Below are 15,811 nucleotides of genomic sequence, written 5' to 3'. Positions count from 1 at the left end.
TGGAAAGTAAGTAGCGATCAACATTGATCATGAATATTGGATAAATCAAACTTGACAATCGACAAGGGAGATGGTTCCGTTGGGCATGGTAATGGAAAGTCGGGAAAATCTTTTTATTAAGTTGTTTCCGTAAAAGGAGATAACTTACAAAGAGAATCTTTCCTTAAAAACCCGCAAATCCCTTCACAGTGCAAGGTTTCTTATGAAACCTTGCACGTTTTTTTATTTAGGCCAACAGGATATCGTGCTTTGAACCTGCCGACAGGACGTCGCGATTTTAGCCTTTGTTCCCTATTCTGTGTTAAACTGATGAAAAATGGAAGGTGATATCAATGAGTGATTGTATATTTTGCAAAATTATTAATGGTGAGATACCTTCAGCAAAGGTATTTGAAAATGATGATGTCCTGGCTTTCCTTGATATAAGTCAGGTGACAAAAGGACATACGCTGGTGATCCCAAAAATACATAAAGAAGATGTTTTTGATTTGGATACAGAAACAGCTGAAAAATTGTTTTCTGTTGTTCCTGCGATCTCTCGAGCTCTACGATCTCAATTTGACCTCAAAGGATTAAATTTAATCAATAATAATGGCTCATTTGCTGGACAAGAAGTTTTTCATTATCATCTCCACCTTGTCCCTCGTTATGATAAGAATGATGGCATTAAAAAGAAATTTATCAGTCATCAAGCTGAATATTCAAATGAAGATCTTCAACAGATCGCTGCCACTATAAATCAAGCTATTCGACTATAAACTCCTGCCCTTACAGGAGTTTTTTACCTTTCTTTGCATCTGTTCCTATGATAAAATATTCTTAACCTTTCGCTGTCGGCAATAGTGCACGTCAGGAAAGAAATGAGCTCTAGATGAGAAGAGGAGAGAGAAGATGAAGACAAAAATACTTGTTATTTTATCGATGCTGTTAGGAATTGGGACGGTGCTCCATTTAGTTATGCCTGGAACGTGGGCAATCAAACCTGATATGATGCTGGCCATGATGTTCTTAGGAATCGCCCTCTTCCCTAATAAGAAAAATGTTTTATTATTAGGAATTGCAACAGGGCTTTTAACTGCCTTAACAACAAGTTTTCCGATGGGGCAAATTCCCAATATCATTGATAAACCCATTACTGCCTTTGTCTTTTATGGACTATTTCTATTACTAAGCAAAAAGCTATCGAAGCAACTTTCACTAACTATTCTTTCTGTTGTTTGCACAATCGTTTCAGGAACAATATTCCTTGGTTCAGCCTATTTGTTATTTGAACTACCTGGACCTTTCCTGGCCTTATTCGCCTCTGCTGTACTACCCGCAATGGTACTTAATGCCATCATATTGTTTATTCTGTACCCGTTGGTCATAACAATCTTAAAGAGAACAAATTTTGCTTCCACTGCTTCCATGTAATGAAATGTGTCCAGCCTGGTATAACCTAACCCGTTATACCAGGCTTTTTATTTTCCAAATATAATAATAAAAATGCCAATAATGAAAAAAAAGAGACCTATTCCTCCACTAAGAAAGATTCTTTCTTTTACAACCCTTTTCGGTGGATAAATGCCTGACCGCAAATACAGAATAATTTGATATCCCATCACCAAAAGCAGAATGATCCCAATAGTGATAATCATTAACTTTACAATTGTCATTTCTGCTCACCTCTTCCTTCAACTATCACTTTTCTTTTAAGTACATGTTCAAAAAAGAGGATAGATAAGCCAACGAACTTGCGCGGGTTGTGGTGAATTCACCGTTCGAGACAGGACGTGTCGGAACTTAGTCGAAGATCCTCTCATTCACAATATCATTTTTAACGGTCTTTTTGAACATCATCTTTAAGTAATCCATCAACCTTTTTTTAATCTTATGCTATTATATGAATAACCATGAGTAGATGGGGTAAAGAAAAATGAAGGATTTTTTTAATAATGGGAGAAGTTGTTAAATAAGATTAATTTTGAGGTGATACGGATGAACGGAAAAGCATTAGTAACCGGTATTCTTGTTGGTGGAGTTGTTGGAGCCGCGACTGCACTACTCACTGCTCCAAGCTCAGGGAAAGAGCTGCGTAATCAAGTGAAAGAATCGAAAAATGATTGGGTCAAAATGGCAACAGAATTAAAAGAAGATGTCATGGATATTAAAGATTCCGTTACAAAGGTATCAAAAGAAGGGAAAGAAGTCATCAAAGAGCTTGCTGCTGATGTGAAGGTAGCCGTAGAAGAATGGCAACGAAGCGTGGAACCGAATAAAAAAGTGCTACAAGAAGAAATGCAAGAGATTCAAAAAACCATCTCTCAACTTGAAGAAAAGTTAAAAGAAAATCAGCTTTCTTCTAATTCTTAAAATGATGAAGAGATTGGGACATAACTAAACGCCAAAGACGAACGCAGAATTATCTTAGCAAAGAAAATATAGGCAGACTCCTGCGGGAAGTGAGAGTTCAGCGAGACCTCATAAGGCAAAGCTGAGCTGCCACTCGCCCGTAGAAAGCAAAGTATAGTTCCGAAACGAAAAAAACGAACTTTAGTAGTTGGTTTTTCCTTTGGTAAATACAATTTTGTCCCAGACTCTTCATTTTTTTTGCCTTTTTAAAGATTTTGTGAATTTATATCTTTATTAATCTTTACTTTATTGGCATAATGTTATTAAAGTATAAAAGGCGGGGAAAATAAATGGAAGAAAAAGAATATTCATTTACAGAATCTATGCTTTTTACCCAAAGAATGGCCCAATTATCGAAAGCTTTATGGAAAGCCATTGAAAAAGACTGGCAAAGATGGATCAAACCATTCGATTTAAATATAAATGAACATCATGTTCTTTGGATCGCGCACTATTTAAATGGAGCGACGATCTCAGACATTTCTAAATTTGGTGTGATGCATGTTTCTACAGCTTTTAATTTTTCCAAAAAGTTGGAAGAAAGAGAATTATTAACTCTTTCCAAGCGAGAAAACGACAAGCGTAATACATACATAAAGCTCACAGATAAAGGGACGAACTTACTATTAGAATTAATGGATGCCTATGAACCTGCCAATAATTCTGTATATCAAGGTGCCCTGCCTTTGCGTGAGTTGTATGGTAAATTTCCTGAAGTGATTGAACTTCTGGCCATTGTTCGCAATATTTACGGAGAGGATTTCATGGAAATATTCGAGACATCTTTCTCCCGATTGGAAAAGGAATTCTTAGAAAAAGAAGAGCGAAGAGATCTAGACGTAGAGAACGTTATTTAGTCCTCGATATTTCTTTTAAGTTTATCCATTAACTCTGGGAAAATTCGCTGTTTTAAACAGGCCTCAATCACCTCACGATGATCTAACTTGGGTATAAGTCTACGTTTAAATTGAACAAAAAGTGGAGCATAGAAGATAAATTTCTCTGCTTTTTGTTCAAGCATTTCTTTATTCAATTCCTCACACATAATTAAGAATTCCTCAACCTCAGCTTGTCCCAAATTATGGGTGATGATCAATCGATCAAACTCAAACCCCTCTGACCGTATCATCTTCATTAATAATGTTTGATGATATTCTAATTTTTCAATTCTTGTTAATAAATGATCCATTCTGTTCCCTCGTATTCATCTTAGTCTTACCGGATGACCGGTGAAATGATATTTCCATTCGATTTATTCTAAAAGCCTATTGATTTTACCTGTATTTCGTCGTAAAGTATGTAGAGTTATCTCGGTGCAACCGTCCATAAGCCCCCACTTCAAAATAATGAAATTCCAAGGAAGTCTCAGTGGGAGATAACGGACGCTAACATCCCGATAAATCTCACTTTACTTTTTCATTTTGGAGGAGCACATAATGCATTGTTGGAAATCATTTAATGTAAATAGAAAATATCATTTTTTACGGATTTTCACCACATCTAGTTTTATTTCTTTACTTGTTTTTCTATTTATTTATGTCTTGATACAAACAATGGCGTCAGGGCAATTGAAGGATAATCATGCACTCACTTTTTTTATTATCCTTATTTTACTATATCCCTTGCATAAATTTTGTCACTTATTGCCATTAAGATGTGCTTACGGAAAAATAAAACTAAAAATTGAATGGTATTTTCATATATTACCTATTATGCAATTAAATATTTTCACACCAGTTTCTAAAGCCCAATATTCACTAGCATTGATTTTTCCGTTTATTATCATAAATTCTATATTAATAGCGGCATTATTTTTATTTCCAAGTTACCGCCATTATATTGCTATTTTGTTATCTTATCATATTGGTCTCTGTACACCAGATTTTAAATTTTTAAAAACACTTTTAGCTTCTCCAAGTGGGTCCTTCATTGAAGAAACCGAAAATGGTTATGAGATTCTGGTTAAAAATTAAATCGATCCCAAGAGAGATGAACGGTCTGTCTGCTCCAGGCCTCTGCTTACGAGCAGGCAGACTTGCCCAAATGGGATTGCGCACAAATTTCTCTCCTTATGTAACAATGCTATTGAAAGCACATTATCATATTTTACCACCTCGTGCATGAGAACTCGATTTTAATTTTCCCTATCTTTTTCAAGATAAATTTGATATTCTTTTACTATATAGGAGACGAAGGGAAGGAAACATATTGATCTCGCTTTTTTGTATTTTTGCTATTATTATCTTATACATATTTAATAACCTTACCAACTCCCTCTGTGTCCTTAGGGAAATTCCAGAAGAACGCCAACCAACGGTTTTTCGTACAATTAACACATTAACCACTATTCTCCTTTTCTCAACCTACATCAAAATTTTGTATACGTAAAAAGGCGGAGTTCCCTAAATCGGAACCCGCCTTTTTGTATTTTATCCTTCTTATATTATAGCCAAGACGCCCCCACGATAATTAACAGAATGAACAATACAACGATAAGGGCGAAGCCTCCGCCGTAACCAGCTCCAGCTGACAATTACAACACCTCCTCTAGATCTTACTTTATATTATTCATTTTTTTGTTATTGGTTAGGACGTTTGCCCAAGTTTCTCATTTTTTTTCAAAATTATGCTCCTGTTCATAATCAGTTGAATAAGAAAATGTCAAATTGCAGGCAAACCTTTAATTTTTTTCTAACCAAATAGTTTGTTATCCCATTCCTTATACCCTATGTCCTTATCAGTTGATTTGTCATGAAGCAAACGCCTATTTTTAAAGAATTATTAGAAAAAGTATTTATCATCTGCAATAAACTATGTTATAGTAAGTTTTGTGGCTTAAAACAATCTTCGACTTAATATTGTAGGGAGTTGTCAATTATGAAAAAGTGGGTGCTTTCCCTAACGTTAGCAGCTGGTGTTGTTGGACTTGCTGCTTGTAGCGGCGGCGGGGATACCGTTGTAAAATCAAAAGCGGGAGATGTATCAAAAGAGGAACTTTACGATGCGATGAAGGAAAGAGTTGGAGATCAAGTACTTCAACAACTTGTCGTAGAGAAAGTACTTGAAAAAGAGTATAAAGTAAGCGATAAAGAAGTAGACGCAGAATTGAATAAAATTAAAGACCAGCTTGGAGAACAATTTGAAATGCAACTCATGCAATCTGGCTTCAGTGATGAAGAAGATTTTCGAGAAGTTCTTTATTTAAACCTGTTGCAACAAAAAGCCGCAACGAAAGACATTGAAGTGACAGATGACGAACTGCAGGAGTATTACGATCAGAAAGAGCCTGATATCGACGTTCGACACATTATTGTGGAAGATGAGAAGACGGCTAAAGAAGCGAAGAAGAAATTGGATGACGGTGAAGATTTTGCCGATGTAGCGAAAGAATACTCGACAGATGCAACAGCAGAAAATGGTGGAGATCTTGGAACCCTTTCAAGAGAGGATCCACAAATGGACGAGGACTTTAAAGTTGCAGCCTTTGATTTAAAAGAAGGCGAAGTAAGTGCTCCGATTGAAACCCAATTTGGTTGGCATCTTATTGAAGTAACGAAAAAGCCGGAAAAAGAAGAATTTGATAAAGTAAAAGATGAGTACATGCAAGAATTAAAATTGGCCAAGCTTGATCAAGATTCTATCCTTCAAGCAATGAAGAGAGAGCTTAAGAATGCCAAAGTAGAAGTTAAAGATGACGATTTAAAAGCATCATTAGATTCCATAATGGACGCTCCAGATCCTGGTGAGGCACCAGATGATCAAGTGGATGAAGATGCAGACACATCAAATGATGACCAGGCAGAAGATGAAGATTCAGCTGATGAAAAAGAAGATAAATGATGACTATGAAAAAAAGCTGCGATATGCAGCTTTTTTTCTTTTTATCCCGTATTAACGAGCAGAAATTCATCAGTAATGAAGTTTAACTTTATCCCGGTGCAACCGTCCGTAAGCCCCCGACTTCAAGACTAGGAAATTTCAAAGAAGCCTAAGTGGGGGATAACGGACGCTAACACTCCGATAAGCCTCGCTTTATTTACCAGCTAAGGTTTTAAGTTTTTGTCTATCCTTTTTTTCCTTTTGCATACGATCCACGTAAACTTGTCCTTCTTGTTCAATCCATTCCTCTTCCATATCCCGATCTTCCTTAGCTGTCTTCACTGCCATGAATGCGCTTAAGAAGATCCCTGCAACGACTACGTATATCCAGATAGGTAAACTCAATACATGTCCACTCCTTCCTATACTTGTCCAATTAGTACTGGAACAGATGTTAATTCTTTTAATAAAGTATATGTACCAAAAGAAAAAAAATGCCTTTCAATTGAAAGACATTAAGAATGAAATGTGGGTTTATAAAATGAACGGTTATCCAAAGGAAAGATCCTTTCGGAAAATTCACCTGGTTTCGCTCGTTTTAAACTTCGATCAAGCATATTCATTTTTGCATCAATATTATCAATGATATGCAGAATTTCTGCTTCTTTAATCATGGGTTGCTTTGGGCTTCCCCATTCCAATTTTCCATGATGGCTTAATACGATATGTTGCAATACAACAACCTCTTCTCCTTGAATCCCTAACTCTTCCGCAGTCTTTGCTATTTCATTCACAACAATGGTAATATGCCCTAATAAATTACCCTCGACTGTATACGTGGTAGAAACAGGTCCTGACAATTCAATGACCTTTCCTAAATCATGAAGGATAATCCCTGAATATAAAAGATCTCGATCCAAAGACGGGTAGAGCTCTGCGATCGCTTTAGCTAAATCAAGCATTGACACAACATGATAGCCAAGCCCTGATACAAACTCGTGATGATTCTTTGTTGCAGCGGGATATTCTAAAAAGCGATCTAAGTATTTTTTGATTAAATGGCGAGTGATTCGTTGAAGATTAGGGTTCTTCATTTCAAATATATATTGAGTAATTTTGCTTGAGATTTCTTCCTTATCGATTGGAGCAGTCTCAAGGAAATCAGCAACATTCACTCCATCTTGAGAGGATGCAGGTCGAATTTGCCTAATTTTCAATTGCAGCCTTCCACGATAATTATGTACCTCACCCGCTACCCGTACAATTGTTTCTGCTTGGAAATTTCTCACCTGATCATTCGAGATATCCCATAATTTCGCTTCAATATCCCCTGACTTATCTTGTAAAATTAAGGTTAGAAAAGGTTTACCATTACTTGCCATACCCTTTGTTGCACTTTTAATCAATAAAAAGAGATCAACCTGCTCCCCGACCTCATGTTCCATTATTCCTTTCATCTTTCACGCCTCCGTTCCTAGTTGAATGTGTTCAAAAGGGATGATAAAAAGGACCAACTAATTTCAATCGCAAACGTCCTACACTAGTACGTCCTGTCCGTCGAAAGTTCGAGGCGGAACTTGCGCTTATTGTGCTGACTTCCGAGTTGCCCACAGGACGTGGTGACTCGACGTTCGACTCAGACTTGTCGATACTTAGTAGAAGATCCTTTATCTCGCAGTGTCATTTTTACCGGACTTTTTGAACATTCTCTATATGCTTCTTTCTAAAATTATATCATACTATGACTCTTGCCGCTTTTCGAACTTTGATCATGATTGGTGGGTAGCATAAAGACACGATCCCTTGAAAATAATTCCCTTATATGTTCATGACAAGTAAATAATAGTACTTGATTATCTTTACTTATTGTTTGAATAAGTGTGCATATTTTTTTTGTGCGATTTTTATCAAAATTCACAAACCCATCATCAATTATAATCGGGAAGCGATAATCCTCCTGAATCACAAAAACTAGTGCAAATCTTAAGGCGATGTATAATTGCTCCTTCGTTCCTTGGCTTAGCTCAACTGGCTCCATTAATGCCCCATCTTTTCTTTCCACATTTAATTGATCATTTTCTTGATAATATAATGAAAGATACTCCCCATCTGTCAAAAATGCAAAATATTCCCTTGCTTTCTGCACAACCTTTGGGAAGCGATCTAATATATAATTATTCATTGTTTTTTGTAGTAAGGAAATCGCCATATTCACCTTAGCCCAGTTCATTGCCTCATCCTGAAAAATAGACTGAATTTGATAGAAACGATGTAGCTTTTCTGTATAAGTCCCCCCTTCCTCCAACATAGCAATCTGATGATCAAGTGCGGCCACTTCTTGCCTAATATTTTCCAAACTCCTTTCGATCGCTTCGATCGACATTAAAAGCTGGGTATGCTCTTGTTTTATTTCATCCTGTGAAGCATATAAGCTAAAATAATCTTTTACTGACTGATTGAGCTGATCTTGTAAAATTTGTTGCCTGGCATGTAATTGGTGCATTTCCTCATTTTTTTCAGCTTTCGCGCGATATTGCTCTTCATCTGCTGTACCAGCTTTTTTCTGCAATTCGCTAAGGAGGTCATGATATTCCTTATATTCCCTTTCAAGGGCTATTCTTTCACTCTCTAACTCTTCTTTTTTTACTTTCCATTCATTTTGTCTAATTACTTTTTCTTCTTCCAATTTCAATTTCTGTTTGATAGAAAAAAGCGTTTCAGAAGGATCCTCTCTCGTGCAACCAGCTATACTTGCAATATGTTCCAACTCTTGTAGCCACTTCATTTGCCTATCATGCTTTTCTTGTAAATGACTCTTTAGCTTTTCGATGTTCTTCTTACGATCTTCTCTTTCCGACAATAAATCCATGGCGTCCTCTAAACGGAAATCTGGAAAGTCAATTGGCAAGCCAATTGATTCCTTATAGGCTTGAATCTGTTCTTTATTTCTTGCTAAATAGGTCTTTATTTGCTGCTCTTGCCCCAGTAGGTCCTGCTCTGCCTGTTCTGTCTGTTCTACTATCTGGTACATTCTTTTCCATTCATTCCGCAATTCAACTTGCTCTTCATATACCACTTTGGGATGATAATTTTTTTCACGTTTTTCCAATTCTGCCGTTAATTCCTGAATCTGTACAGATAGATGTTCATCTGAACTTGTCTTTCCTTTGTTAGCTAAAAAAATGATAAACAATAAATAGCCGCATACCGCTCCAGAAAATAAGCTTAAGAGCCATTGCGTTGATACAATAGCCCAGACAAAGAGCACAAAACTGAGAGAGAACAGCACGCCCTCCCCTATCCTTCTATATTTGCCTTGTTTCTTTCCTTTGTGAAGCTGCTGGCTATTACCACTTTGTCTTTTCTTTTCATACAATTGTTCTTCTATTTCGATCCAAGCGTTTCTTTCCTGCTCCAGTTGCTTGAAATCAGTTTCTGACCACAAACTCTCTTCAATACTTTGACATTGAGCTTCCATTTCAGCAAATTTAAACGAAACTTTTTCCAATTGCTTTGTAATATCTTCAGTTCTTAGTTGCAACTTGAGCTGTTCATTTAATTCCTCTCTTACCTGTTCTTTGACAGTAATACCTAAATCCAAGCTTTCTGCCTGTACGTGCAGACCTAAAGCTTGTTCTATTTCTGCTATTCTCCCCTTATTTTCTTCTATTTCCCGCTTATTTTCCGTCATATCTTCACGGTTTTGCAGAAATAACGGCCATTCTTGAATAAGCTTATCTGCTCGATGCACAACCGTCTGAAAAGCCGGGGATGGTTTCGATTCAGAAAGAATTTGCTCGGTCTTCTCCAATTTTCCAACGATTGCTTCTATTTGAGTGCGAAGAAAAATCTGTTTATCTAAATAGTTTTCATATCTTTTTAATCCATCTACAGGGAATTCGATCAATCCAAGTTCTTTCAAACGTTGGTCAATGCTATGATTCTCTTGTAAGATGGGCCATTTTTCCAATACTGTCGTCACATTCTGCACTGTATTAGCTTTCTCTTTTAATTCAGTTTCGAGCTTATCGTGTTTTTGCTCTAAATGATCCTTTTTTAATAATAATGAATCATAATTTTTGTTTTGCTGCTTCGCTTTTCTAAGCTCTTGTTCAGATTCCTTTAATTGTTGAAGGAGTTGGTTTAATTTCGGTTTTCTTCCATTCGGCTTGAAAAGCTGTTCAGATTCCTTTTTTAGTTCTTCTTCTATAGAAAGGAGCTGATCTGTTCCAAACGTACCCGCTGCTAATAAATAGCGACCAATTTCTGTGCCCTGCAATCGTTGAACTTCTTGAATCCCCTTGAGATCAAAAGAAAACAAATTTTGATACAGTGCTTTATTCATACCGGCTAATAAAGAAAGTAGCTGCTCTTCCCCACCGATCGTACCGTCCTTAAATTGAATTCGAACCTCGCCACCAGCTTTTCCCTTTACTCGCTCGATTACCACTTCCCCATCTATCTTAGTTTCAACAACCAATCTTCCTCCATAGGCATGACTGTATTTTGGTTCATATCTTAATTGAGATGACTGTTTCGAAGGAAAGCCAAATAAAATACTATGGATAAAGGCCATGATCGTCGATTTTCCCGCTTCATTATAACCGTACACAACTTGCATTGAGCCAACGGAATTCCATGCAAATTCTGTAAATTTTCCATATCCATATATGTATAGGCTTTTTATCTTCATCTATTTTCCCTCGCTTTCTTGACAGCAAACCGTTCACTTATTCGTTTCTGGGCATCGACTAAAAGTTGCTCTTTTATGTTGTCAGTTAATGGAGATAAATAGCGACTGGCATATATATGCGTATATAAGCTTGATAGCGAATCATCAATCTCTTCATGCGTATAATCTGAAATGGTTTGATTCATCAAGTTCCAAAAGATAGGGTCTGCAAATAAACCTTCGTTAGTATGTTGCTTTTCAATGTTAATCTTATATGGCCAAATAAATGAATTTCCTATCTCAGTTTCCTCTTGAAGCATTTCTAAGAACTCTTCATTCTCGATCTTTTGCTGTACGAGAGAAGAAAGTTGATCCGGATCTTTCAAATTAATTTCCAATAATACGCCACATTGCACTTGATCAACTAGGCTTTTCATTTCAGATACACACTTCGTATACAATTCAGTAAAAGTTATCCCTTCCTCACAAGGAATGTCTATACTTTCCCACTGAATTATAGAGGTAGGAATCGACCGGAGACTCGTCTGTCCTTCAATATTCATGCAAACCTCATAACCTATTTTTTTCCCTTTTTCATTTTTATGACGGCCTTGTGGGTTGCCCGGATAGACAATATACGGATCTTCATGTAAAATTTCGCTTTTATGTATATGACCCAATGCCCAATAATCCATATGCCTTTGTAGTAATTCTTGAATCGTAAACGGTGCATATGGTTGATGATCACTTCGGCTACTTTTACATTGTCCATGTAAGAGACCAATATGAAAATCAGCCTCCCCTTCTTTGATAAAATCAGAGGCTTTGCCTTCAATCACGTGTCTGGTTGGATAACTAAAACCATATAAATGAACGTTTAAACCCGTTTTTGTAGTAAAAGCAAAACAGGAAACTTCCTCACTAAAGATATGTACATTGGAGGACATATCTAAGTGTAACCAGCTGCCTGATAAATGATCATGATTTCCATGTGAAATGAAAGCATGGATGCCTGCCTGTTCAAGTTTTATCATTTGCTGCCTTAATCTTGCCTGTGCTTTAATACTCCTATCCTCACCATCAAATAAATCCCCTACAATGATAATAAAGTCAACACTTCTTTCAATGGCTGTATCAATTAATTTTTCAAAGGCCTGAAAAGTACTATTTTGGATTCGTTTAAACAGATCCGTTGGTACATCTTTTAAACCGAGAAATGGACTGTCCAAATGCAGATCAGCTGTATGAATAAAGTGAATCTCATTTTTCATTGGGATCTTCCTCTCATAACGAATATATGTTCCATCATACAATAAATACGCAGAAAAAAACAGCGTATGGACACGCTGTTTTTCATTTATTTCATATTTTTCAAAAAGCCTAGACGATGTTGTTTACGGAAATGTTCCTTCACCATATACGCAACACCATTGTCTTCGTAGGATCTTGTGATCCAATTCGCCTCATTTCGTACTTCTATTGGTGCATTCCCCATTGCTACGCCAAGTCCTGCCCATTGAATCAGCGGCAAATCATCTAGATCTGATCCAATTGCCACTACTTCTTCCCTTTTAATTCCATGATGCTCACATAAAAATTGAACCCCTTTTAATTTTGATACCATTACTGGAACTATGATTAAACGTAAAGGAGTCGTTTTAATACACTCAACTTCATCATACATTTCTTCAATCACCTTGATTGCATCTTCACGGTCATGTTTATGCTCAAATACGATTTCAATCATCGTTGGAGATATGGGATTCTGCTGGAAGGTTTCTCTCAAATCATCTACGTATTGCTCTGAATAAGCCAAACGATTAGGCTTTTGAAAAACGACTCTCGCCATTAGTTGATTCGGTAAACTCATCTTATTTCCCAGCAGACTTTCTTCATGAATGATATTAATCTGGCAGGAAAATGATGCGAATAAATCAAGCATTTCTCCTGTAATGTTCTCTGTTATTCTTCTTACAAATACAGGTTTATCGATCTCTTTGCCAATAAAAGCGCCTTGATGAGCAATAATATGCTCTTCAATTTTTAATGATTTGGCTACTCTTTTTGCTGTGGGAAAATTTCTGGATGTTGTAAGAACAATTTTAACATCTTTCTCTTTAGCATATGCAATGGCATCTTTCGTTACTTTATTTATACGGCCATTATCCTGCAATAAAGTGCCGTCAATATTCAAAGCTAGTAACTTATACATCATGCTGATACCCCCCTATTGTGCAGGTCCAACTCGTTCTACCATTATTTTATGCAGCCCTTCACAAGTTAGAACCAACCCTAAACGAAGTATCAAAAAAGAAGCTGCGGCAAAGTGTTTTCACCAAAGAAAAAAGACGAACTAATATGGTGCATACACCCCGCTCCGGAAATATATTTCGCTTTTTGCGGGTGAGTGGCAAGTCTCCTCAGGCTTCGCCTTCTGAGGGCTTGCCGAACTCTTACTTCCCGCAGGAACCTACGTATATTTCCTTCGCTAAGGTAATGCGCTGTTCGTCTTTGAGCTTAGTACATTTTTTACATTACTGTCCTTGGACAGCTCCATATAAATCATCAAGTGGCTTCATGATAATTTTATTTAACTCTTGAATCGCCATACTCATTCTTTGTTCTGCTTCCATTAATTTTGTTACTTTTTCATTCTGTTGCACTTGATTGGCAATCAATTGTGCTTGCTGAACTTCTTCTTCCGGAATATCTTGTCCATTCATCTGTTTTTGCTGAAGTTGCATTTGCACTTGCCGAAATGAATCAAACATTGATTTAGCCGTAGCATCATTTTCAACTGCTTCATACATATTCTTCAGATCCATATATTCTTCACTTTCACGTAAAGATTTTTCAAGGTCATACGCATGATCATATAAATTTGTTGCCATAAATAGAATCCCTCCTTCCCAAACAGTGTAACATACTAGGAAGTAATCATCACAATGATTCCTTGAATTAGGCCAATTGCACCACCAAGAATGGCACCCAAATAGGTAATCATCGATAGTTCCTTTTTCGCAATTGATAACACGAGTTCTTCCAGCTTTGCTAATGAAAATTGTTCAATTTGTTCACGGACAATCTCTTCAACCTGGAATCTTTTCATCATTTCTTCTGTTCCTTGTACTAAATAGTTTCCTGCAGCATCTAATAGAAAGGGAACCCACTTTCGATCGATCTTTTCTTTAAATGGTGAAATCACCTCATCAATAGAAAGACGAAAGAACGTATCTAATGGAATTGCCTTGTCTGCCAATTTTTCTAGATAATGTAATAATGGTTCATCTTGCCAATTCGGAAATAAATCCTCCATTGAATTTTGCTGTAATTTACTCCATTCTGCTTGTAATATATTCGTAAGCATCTGTTTTGTATTGTCATTTTGTAGAAATTTAATCAGTTCTGGCTGAAGTCGATCGACCAATGATTGATTACCAACAAACATTTGAATCATCGTCCAAATTCGACCTCGATCTTGAAAAAACTCTTCGATCATTTTATTTATTTTTTCTTTTCCTTGTTCACTAGAAAAATAAGTACTCACTTTGTCCAATACCTTCTCAGAAAGATCAGGAATTTTCTCTTGCACCTTGATCTCCCACTCCTCAGGCACGAGTTCAATGATTGGCTCATTACTGTATTTTCCCTTTAAGGATGCATATTTTTGTTTCACTTTACTATGTAAATAGTCTCTCGCTTTTTGTTCCGCATTTTCGATCTGTAAAAAATGCAATAATTGTTCAACCGTCCAGTTTTCGTTTAGCCAACTATGTATTTTATTGCTGACTAATGTTTCCACTTCATATTTAAATTTTGGGTCAGATAACTTTTCTTGTATACTTTGCGGAGTTACTAAATGGTTCACGACTAATTTTCCTACTTGTGTAGCTAGCTCCTTTTGCCTTTTGGGAATTAATCCTGGTGTAAAAGGGAGCTGCCATTTCCCAATATAAATGGGACGGTGTGGTCGAAAGAGCATTTGAATGGCCAAGAAATTCGTAAGGCCACCAATGATTGCTCCAATCACGATCATAAATAGTAACATCCATATCCAATGTGACATTTTAACTCCTCCTGAGTAACTTAACTCTTATTCGCTTCTAAATTTATTACGTTTCATCACAAGAAAGGTTCCTATCCTTTTAGAGATTGCTAAAAAAGTCCAGTTTGAACATGAACTTGTTAATATATAAAAGCGTTGTTCATGGATTTTTATTTAATGATTTGCTTATATTTGGTAAACTACTTAAGAGGTGAAGAAATATGTTTCAACATTTTCAAGTTCAAACCATTCTTCCTACTCAACAACATCTAGGTTGGAAATTCTCCTTTTTCTACAAACATAGAAAAATTTCTGGTCTTTATCACCCCAACGGTCAAATTGATTGGGAAAGCCCATTAACCTTCATAGAAAACAGAGATCTAATCGAAAAACAGGTTCATGATCTAATGCTCTTTCATATTTATGATCATGAACGTTAATTAATAAGGCTTACCAATATTTAAAGAGCATGTAATATCCATCCCCCCTCCATACTAAAACGGAAGGAGGCTGATGGTATGAATAAAAGAAAGAAGCAAAAGCAATTTTTACCTGATACCGACTTTGAAGGTCGTCATAAATTATATATGGATGTCGACCGAATGGTCAATGAAGGAATGTCAGGTGGATCCGTTTTTTTGAGAAAAGACTCCACCAATATTGAAGAAGCCGTGGATTTCTTTCCTGAAGAGGATCCTAAGGAGATATAATGAAGAAAGGACTGACTTCATTGTCAGCTCCTTTTCTTTCTAGAAAAAGGCAGATAAAGTGAAACTTCAATCAGTGGGGTTTTTTCGACGCACAGGACGTGCTAGTGCAGACGTGGCCGATTGTTGTCGCGAACTTAGTCTGCTTTCATCCCCACTGATTTCAGAGGATCAAAG

General features: G+C 36.6%; 18 protein-coding genes. 8 read left to right on the top strand and 10 right to left on the bottom strand.

Features of this window, described 5'->3' with window-relative positions; translation table 11 throughout:
- Positions 1-332: 332 nt before the first annotated feature.
- Both IPU53_RS11470 and IPU53_RS11465 read left to right on the top strand, forming a co-directional pair.
- Complete coding sequence (locus tag IPU53_RS11470) at positions 333-758, top strand: HIT family protein (protein WP_207450827.1); 426 nt, start codon at positions 333-335, stop codon at positions 756-758.
- A gap of 133 nt (positions 759-891) precedes the next feature.
- The gene (locus IPU53_RS11465) at positions 892-1,413 is read left to right on the top strand and encodes a tryptophan transporter (protein ID WP_207450826.1); all 522 of its coding nucleotides are present in this window, start codon (positions 892-894) and stop codon (positions 1,411-1,413) included.
- A gap of 47 nt (positions 1,414-1,460) precedes the next feature.
- Here the strand turns inward: IPU53_RS11465 and IPU53_RS11460 are convergent, their stop codons facing one another.
- A complete protein-coding gene (locus tag IPU53_RS11460) occupies positions 1,461-1,655 on the bottom strand; it encodes a hypothetical protein (RefSeq protein ID WP_207450824.1) in 195 nt (64 codons plus the stop codon).
- A 322-nt stretch (positions 1,656-1,977) separates the two neighbouring features.
- Here IPU53_RS11460 and IPU53_RS11455 point away from each other — a divergent pair, with 322 nt between their 5' ends.
- Positions 1,978-2,352: a YtxH domain-containing protein gene (locus IPU53_RS11455; protein ID WP_207450823.1), complete on the top strand. Its 375-nt coding sequence runs from the start codon at positions 1,978-1,980 to the stop codon at positions 2,350-2,352.
- A 329-nt stretch (positions 2,353-2,681) separates the two neighbouring features.
- Positions 2,682-3,248 (top strand): HTH-type transcriptional regulator Hpr, encoded by a 567-nt coding sequence (locus IPU53_RS11450; RefSeq protein ID WP_207450822.1) that lies wholly within the window; start codon positions 2,682-2,684, stop codon positions 3,246-3,248.
- Here IPU53_RS11450 and IPU53_RS11445 read toward each other — a convergent pair.
- A complete protein-coding gene (locus IPU53_RS11445) occupies positions 3,245-3,580 on the bottom strand; it encodes a DUF1878 family protein (protein WP_207450821.1) in 336 nt (111 codons plus the stop codon). The genes IPU53_RS11450 and IPU53_RS11445 overlap by 4 nt on opposite strands.
- A 247-nt stretch (positions 3,581-3,827) precedes the next feature.
- Between IPU53_RS11445 and IPU53_RS11440 the strand changes: the two genes are divergently transcribed.
- Positions 3,828-4,364, top strand: a complete 537-nt coding sequence (locus IPU53_RS11440) for a DUF3267 domain-containing protein (RefSeq protein ID WP_207450820.1) — start codon at positions 3,828-3,830, stop codon at positions 4,362-4,364.
- A gap of 470 nt (positions 4,365-4,834) precedes the next feature.
- Here the strand turns inward: IPU53_RS11440 and IPU53_RS11435 are convergent, their stop codons facing one another.
- Positions 4,835-4,924 (bottom strand): YjcZ family sporulation protein, encoded by a 90-nt coding sequence (locus tag IPU53_RS11435; RefSeq protein ID WP_064467435.1) that lies wholly within the window; start codon positions 4,922-4,924, stop codon positions 4,835-4,837.
- Positions 4,925-5,268: 344 nt separating this feature from the next.
- On the opposite strand from IPU53_RS11435, the gene IPU53_RS11430 reads away from it, so the two are divergent.
- Positions 5,269-6,231: a peptidylprolyl isomerase gene (locus IPU53_RS11430; RefSeq protein ID WP_207450819.1), complete on the top strand. Its 963-nt coding sequence runs from the start codon at positions 5,269-5,271 to the stop codon at positions 6,229-6,231.
- A gap of 192 nt (positions 6,232-6,423) precedes the next feature.
- Here IPU53_RS11430 and IPU53_RS11425 read toward each other — a convergent pair whose 3' ends face one another.
- The 7 genes from IPU53_RS11425 to IPU53_RS11395 form a co-directional block, all read right to left on the bottom strand.
- The gene (locus IPU53_RS11425; RefSeq protein WP_207450818.1) at positions 6,424-6,615 is read right to left on the bottom strand and encodes a sporulation YhaL family protein; all 192 of its coding nucleotides are present in this window, start codon (positions 6,613-6,615) and stop codon (positions 6,424-6,426) included.
- 110 nt (positions 6,616-6,725) lie between these two features.
- Positions 6,726-7,667, bottom strand: coding sequence for a 3'-5' exoribonuclease YhaM (gene yhaM, locus IPU53_RS11420; RefSeq protein ID WP_207450816.1), 942 nt, complete (start codon positions 7,665-7,667; stop codon positions 6,726-6,728).
- 272 nt (positions 7,668-7,939) lie between these two features.
- A complete protein-coding gene (locus tag IPU53_RS11415; protein WP_207450814.1) occupies positions 7,940-10,903 on the bottom strand; it encodes an AAA family ATPase in 2,964 nt (987 codons plus the stop codon).
- A complete protein-coding gene (locus IPU53_RS11410) occupies positions 10,900-12,153 on the bottom strand; it encodes a metallophosphoesterase family protein (protein ID WP_207450812.1) in 1,254 nt (417 codons plus the stop codon). Before IPU53_RS11410 ends, IPU53_RS11415 begins: the two co-directional genes overlap by 4 nt.
- An 86-nt stretch (positions 12,154-12,239) precedes the next feature.
- On the bottom strand, positions 12,240-13,097 hold the full coding sequence (locus IPU53_RS11405; protein WP_207450810.1) for a Cof-type HAD-IIB family hydrolase: 858 nt from the start codon (positions 13,095-13,097) through the stop codon (positions 12,240-12,242).
- Positions 13,098-13,416: 319 nt separating this feature from the next.
- A complete protein-coding gene (locus tag IPU53_RS11400) occupies positions 13,417-13,773 on the bottom strand; it encodes a YlbF family regulator (protein WP_207450808.1) in 357 nt (118 codons plus the stop codon).
- A 35-nt stretch (positions 13,774-13,808) separates the two neighbouring features.
- Entirely contained in the window at positions 13,809-14,948 is a 1,140-nt protein-coding gene (locus IPU53_RS11395; protein WP_207450806.1) for a DUF445 domain-containing protein, read from the bottom strand.
- Positions 14,949-15,148: 200 nt separating this feature from the next.
- Here IPU53_RS11395 and IPU53_RS11390 point away from each other — a divergent pair, with 200 nt between their 5' ends.
- A complete protein-coding gene (locus IPU53_RS11390; protein WP_207450804.1) occupies positions 15,149-15,367 on the top strand; it encodes a DUF5342 family protein in 219 nt (72 codons plus the stop codon).
- Between the two features lie 78 nt (positions 15,368-15,445).
- Positions 15,446-15,637 (top strand): hypothetical protein, encoded by a 192-nt coding sequence (locus IPU53_RS11385; RefSeq protein ID WP_207450802.1) that lies wholly within the window; start codon positions 15,446-15,448, stop codon positions 15,635-15,637.
- The last annotated feature ends 174 nt before the right edge of the window (positions 15,638-15,811 follow it).

This window comes from Bacillus sp. SD088, assembly GCF_017355205.1.
Classification (GTDB): Bacteria; Bacillota; Bacilli; order Bacillales; family Bacillaceae_C; genus Lederbergia.
The sequence above is the reverse complement of the archived record's forward strand: the minus strand, read 5'-3'. Positions and strand labels throughout refer to the sequence as shown.

What these genes read in the sequence shown, in the direction of transcription:
- IPU53_RS11470 (WP_207450827.1), top strand. Translation starts at nt 333, where the DNA reads ATGAGTGATTGTATATTTTGCAAAATTATTAATGGTGAGATACCTTCA.
- IPU53_RS11465 (WP_207450826.1), top strand. Translation starts at nt 892, where the DNA reads ATGAAGACAAAAATACTTGTTATTTTATCGATGCTGTTAGGAATTGGG.
- IPU53_RS11460 (WP_207450824.1), bottom strand. Translation starts at nt 1,655, where the DNA reads ATGACAATTGTAAAGTTAATGATTATCACTATTGGGATCATTCTGCTT.
- IPU53_RS11455 (WP_207450823.1), top strand. Translation starts at nt 1,978, where the DNA reads ATGAACGGAAAAGCATTAGTAACCGGTATTCTTGTTGGTGGAGTTGTT.
- IPU53_RS11450 (WP_207450822.1), top strand. Translation starts at nt 2,682, where the DNA reads ATGGAAGAAAAAGAATATTCATTTACAGAATCTATGCTTTTTACCCAA.
- IPU53_RS11445 (WP_207450821.1), bottom strand. Translation starts at nt 3,580, where the DNA reads ATGGATCATTTATTAACAAGAATTGAAAAATTAGAATATCATCAAACA.
- IPU53_RS11440 (WP_207450820.1), top strand. Translation starts at nt 3,828, where the DNA reads ATGCATTGTTGGAAATCATTTAATGTAAATAGAAAATATCATTTTTTA.
- IPU53_RS11430 (WP_207450819.1), top strand. Translation starts at nt 5,269, where the DNA reads ATGAAAAAGTGGGTGCTTTCCCTAACGTTAGCAGCTGGTGTTGTTGGA.
- yhaM (WP_207450816.1), bottom strand. Translation starts at nt 7,667, where the DNA reads ATGAAAGGAATAATGGAACATGAGGTCGGGGAGCAGGTTGATCTCTTT.
- IPU53_RS11415 (WP_207450814.1), bottom strand. Translation starts at nt 10,903, where the DNA reads ATGAAGATAAAAAGCCTATACATATATGGATATGGAAAATTTACAGAA.
- IPU53_RS11410 (WP_207450812.1), bottom strand. Translation starts at nt 12,153, where the DNA reads ATGAAAAATGAGATTCACTTTATTCATACAGCTGATCTGCATTTGGAC.
- IPU53_RS11405 (WP_207450810.1), bottom strand. Translation starts at nt 13,097, where the DNA reads ATGATGTATAAGTTACTAGCTTTGAATATTGACGGCACTTTATTGCAG.
- IPU53_RS11400 (WP_207450808.1), bottom strand. Translation starts at nt 13,773, where the DNA reads ATGGCAACAAATTTATATGATCATGCGTATGACCTTGAAAAATCTTTA.
- IPU53_RS11395 (WP_207450806.1), bottom strand. Translation starts at nt 14,948, where the DNA reads ATGTCACATTGGATATGGATGTTACTATTTATGATCGTGATTGGAGCA.
- IPU53_RS11390 (WP_207450804.1), top strand. Translation starts at nt 15,149, where the DNA reads ATGTTTCAACATTTTCAAGTTCAAACCATTCTTCCTACTCAACAACAT.
- IPU53_RS11385 (WP_207450802.1), top strand. Translation starts at nt 15,446, where the DNA reads ATGAATAAAAGAAAGAAGCAAAAGCAATTTTTACCTGATACCGACTTT.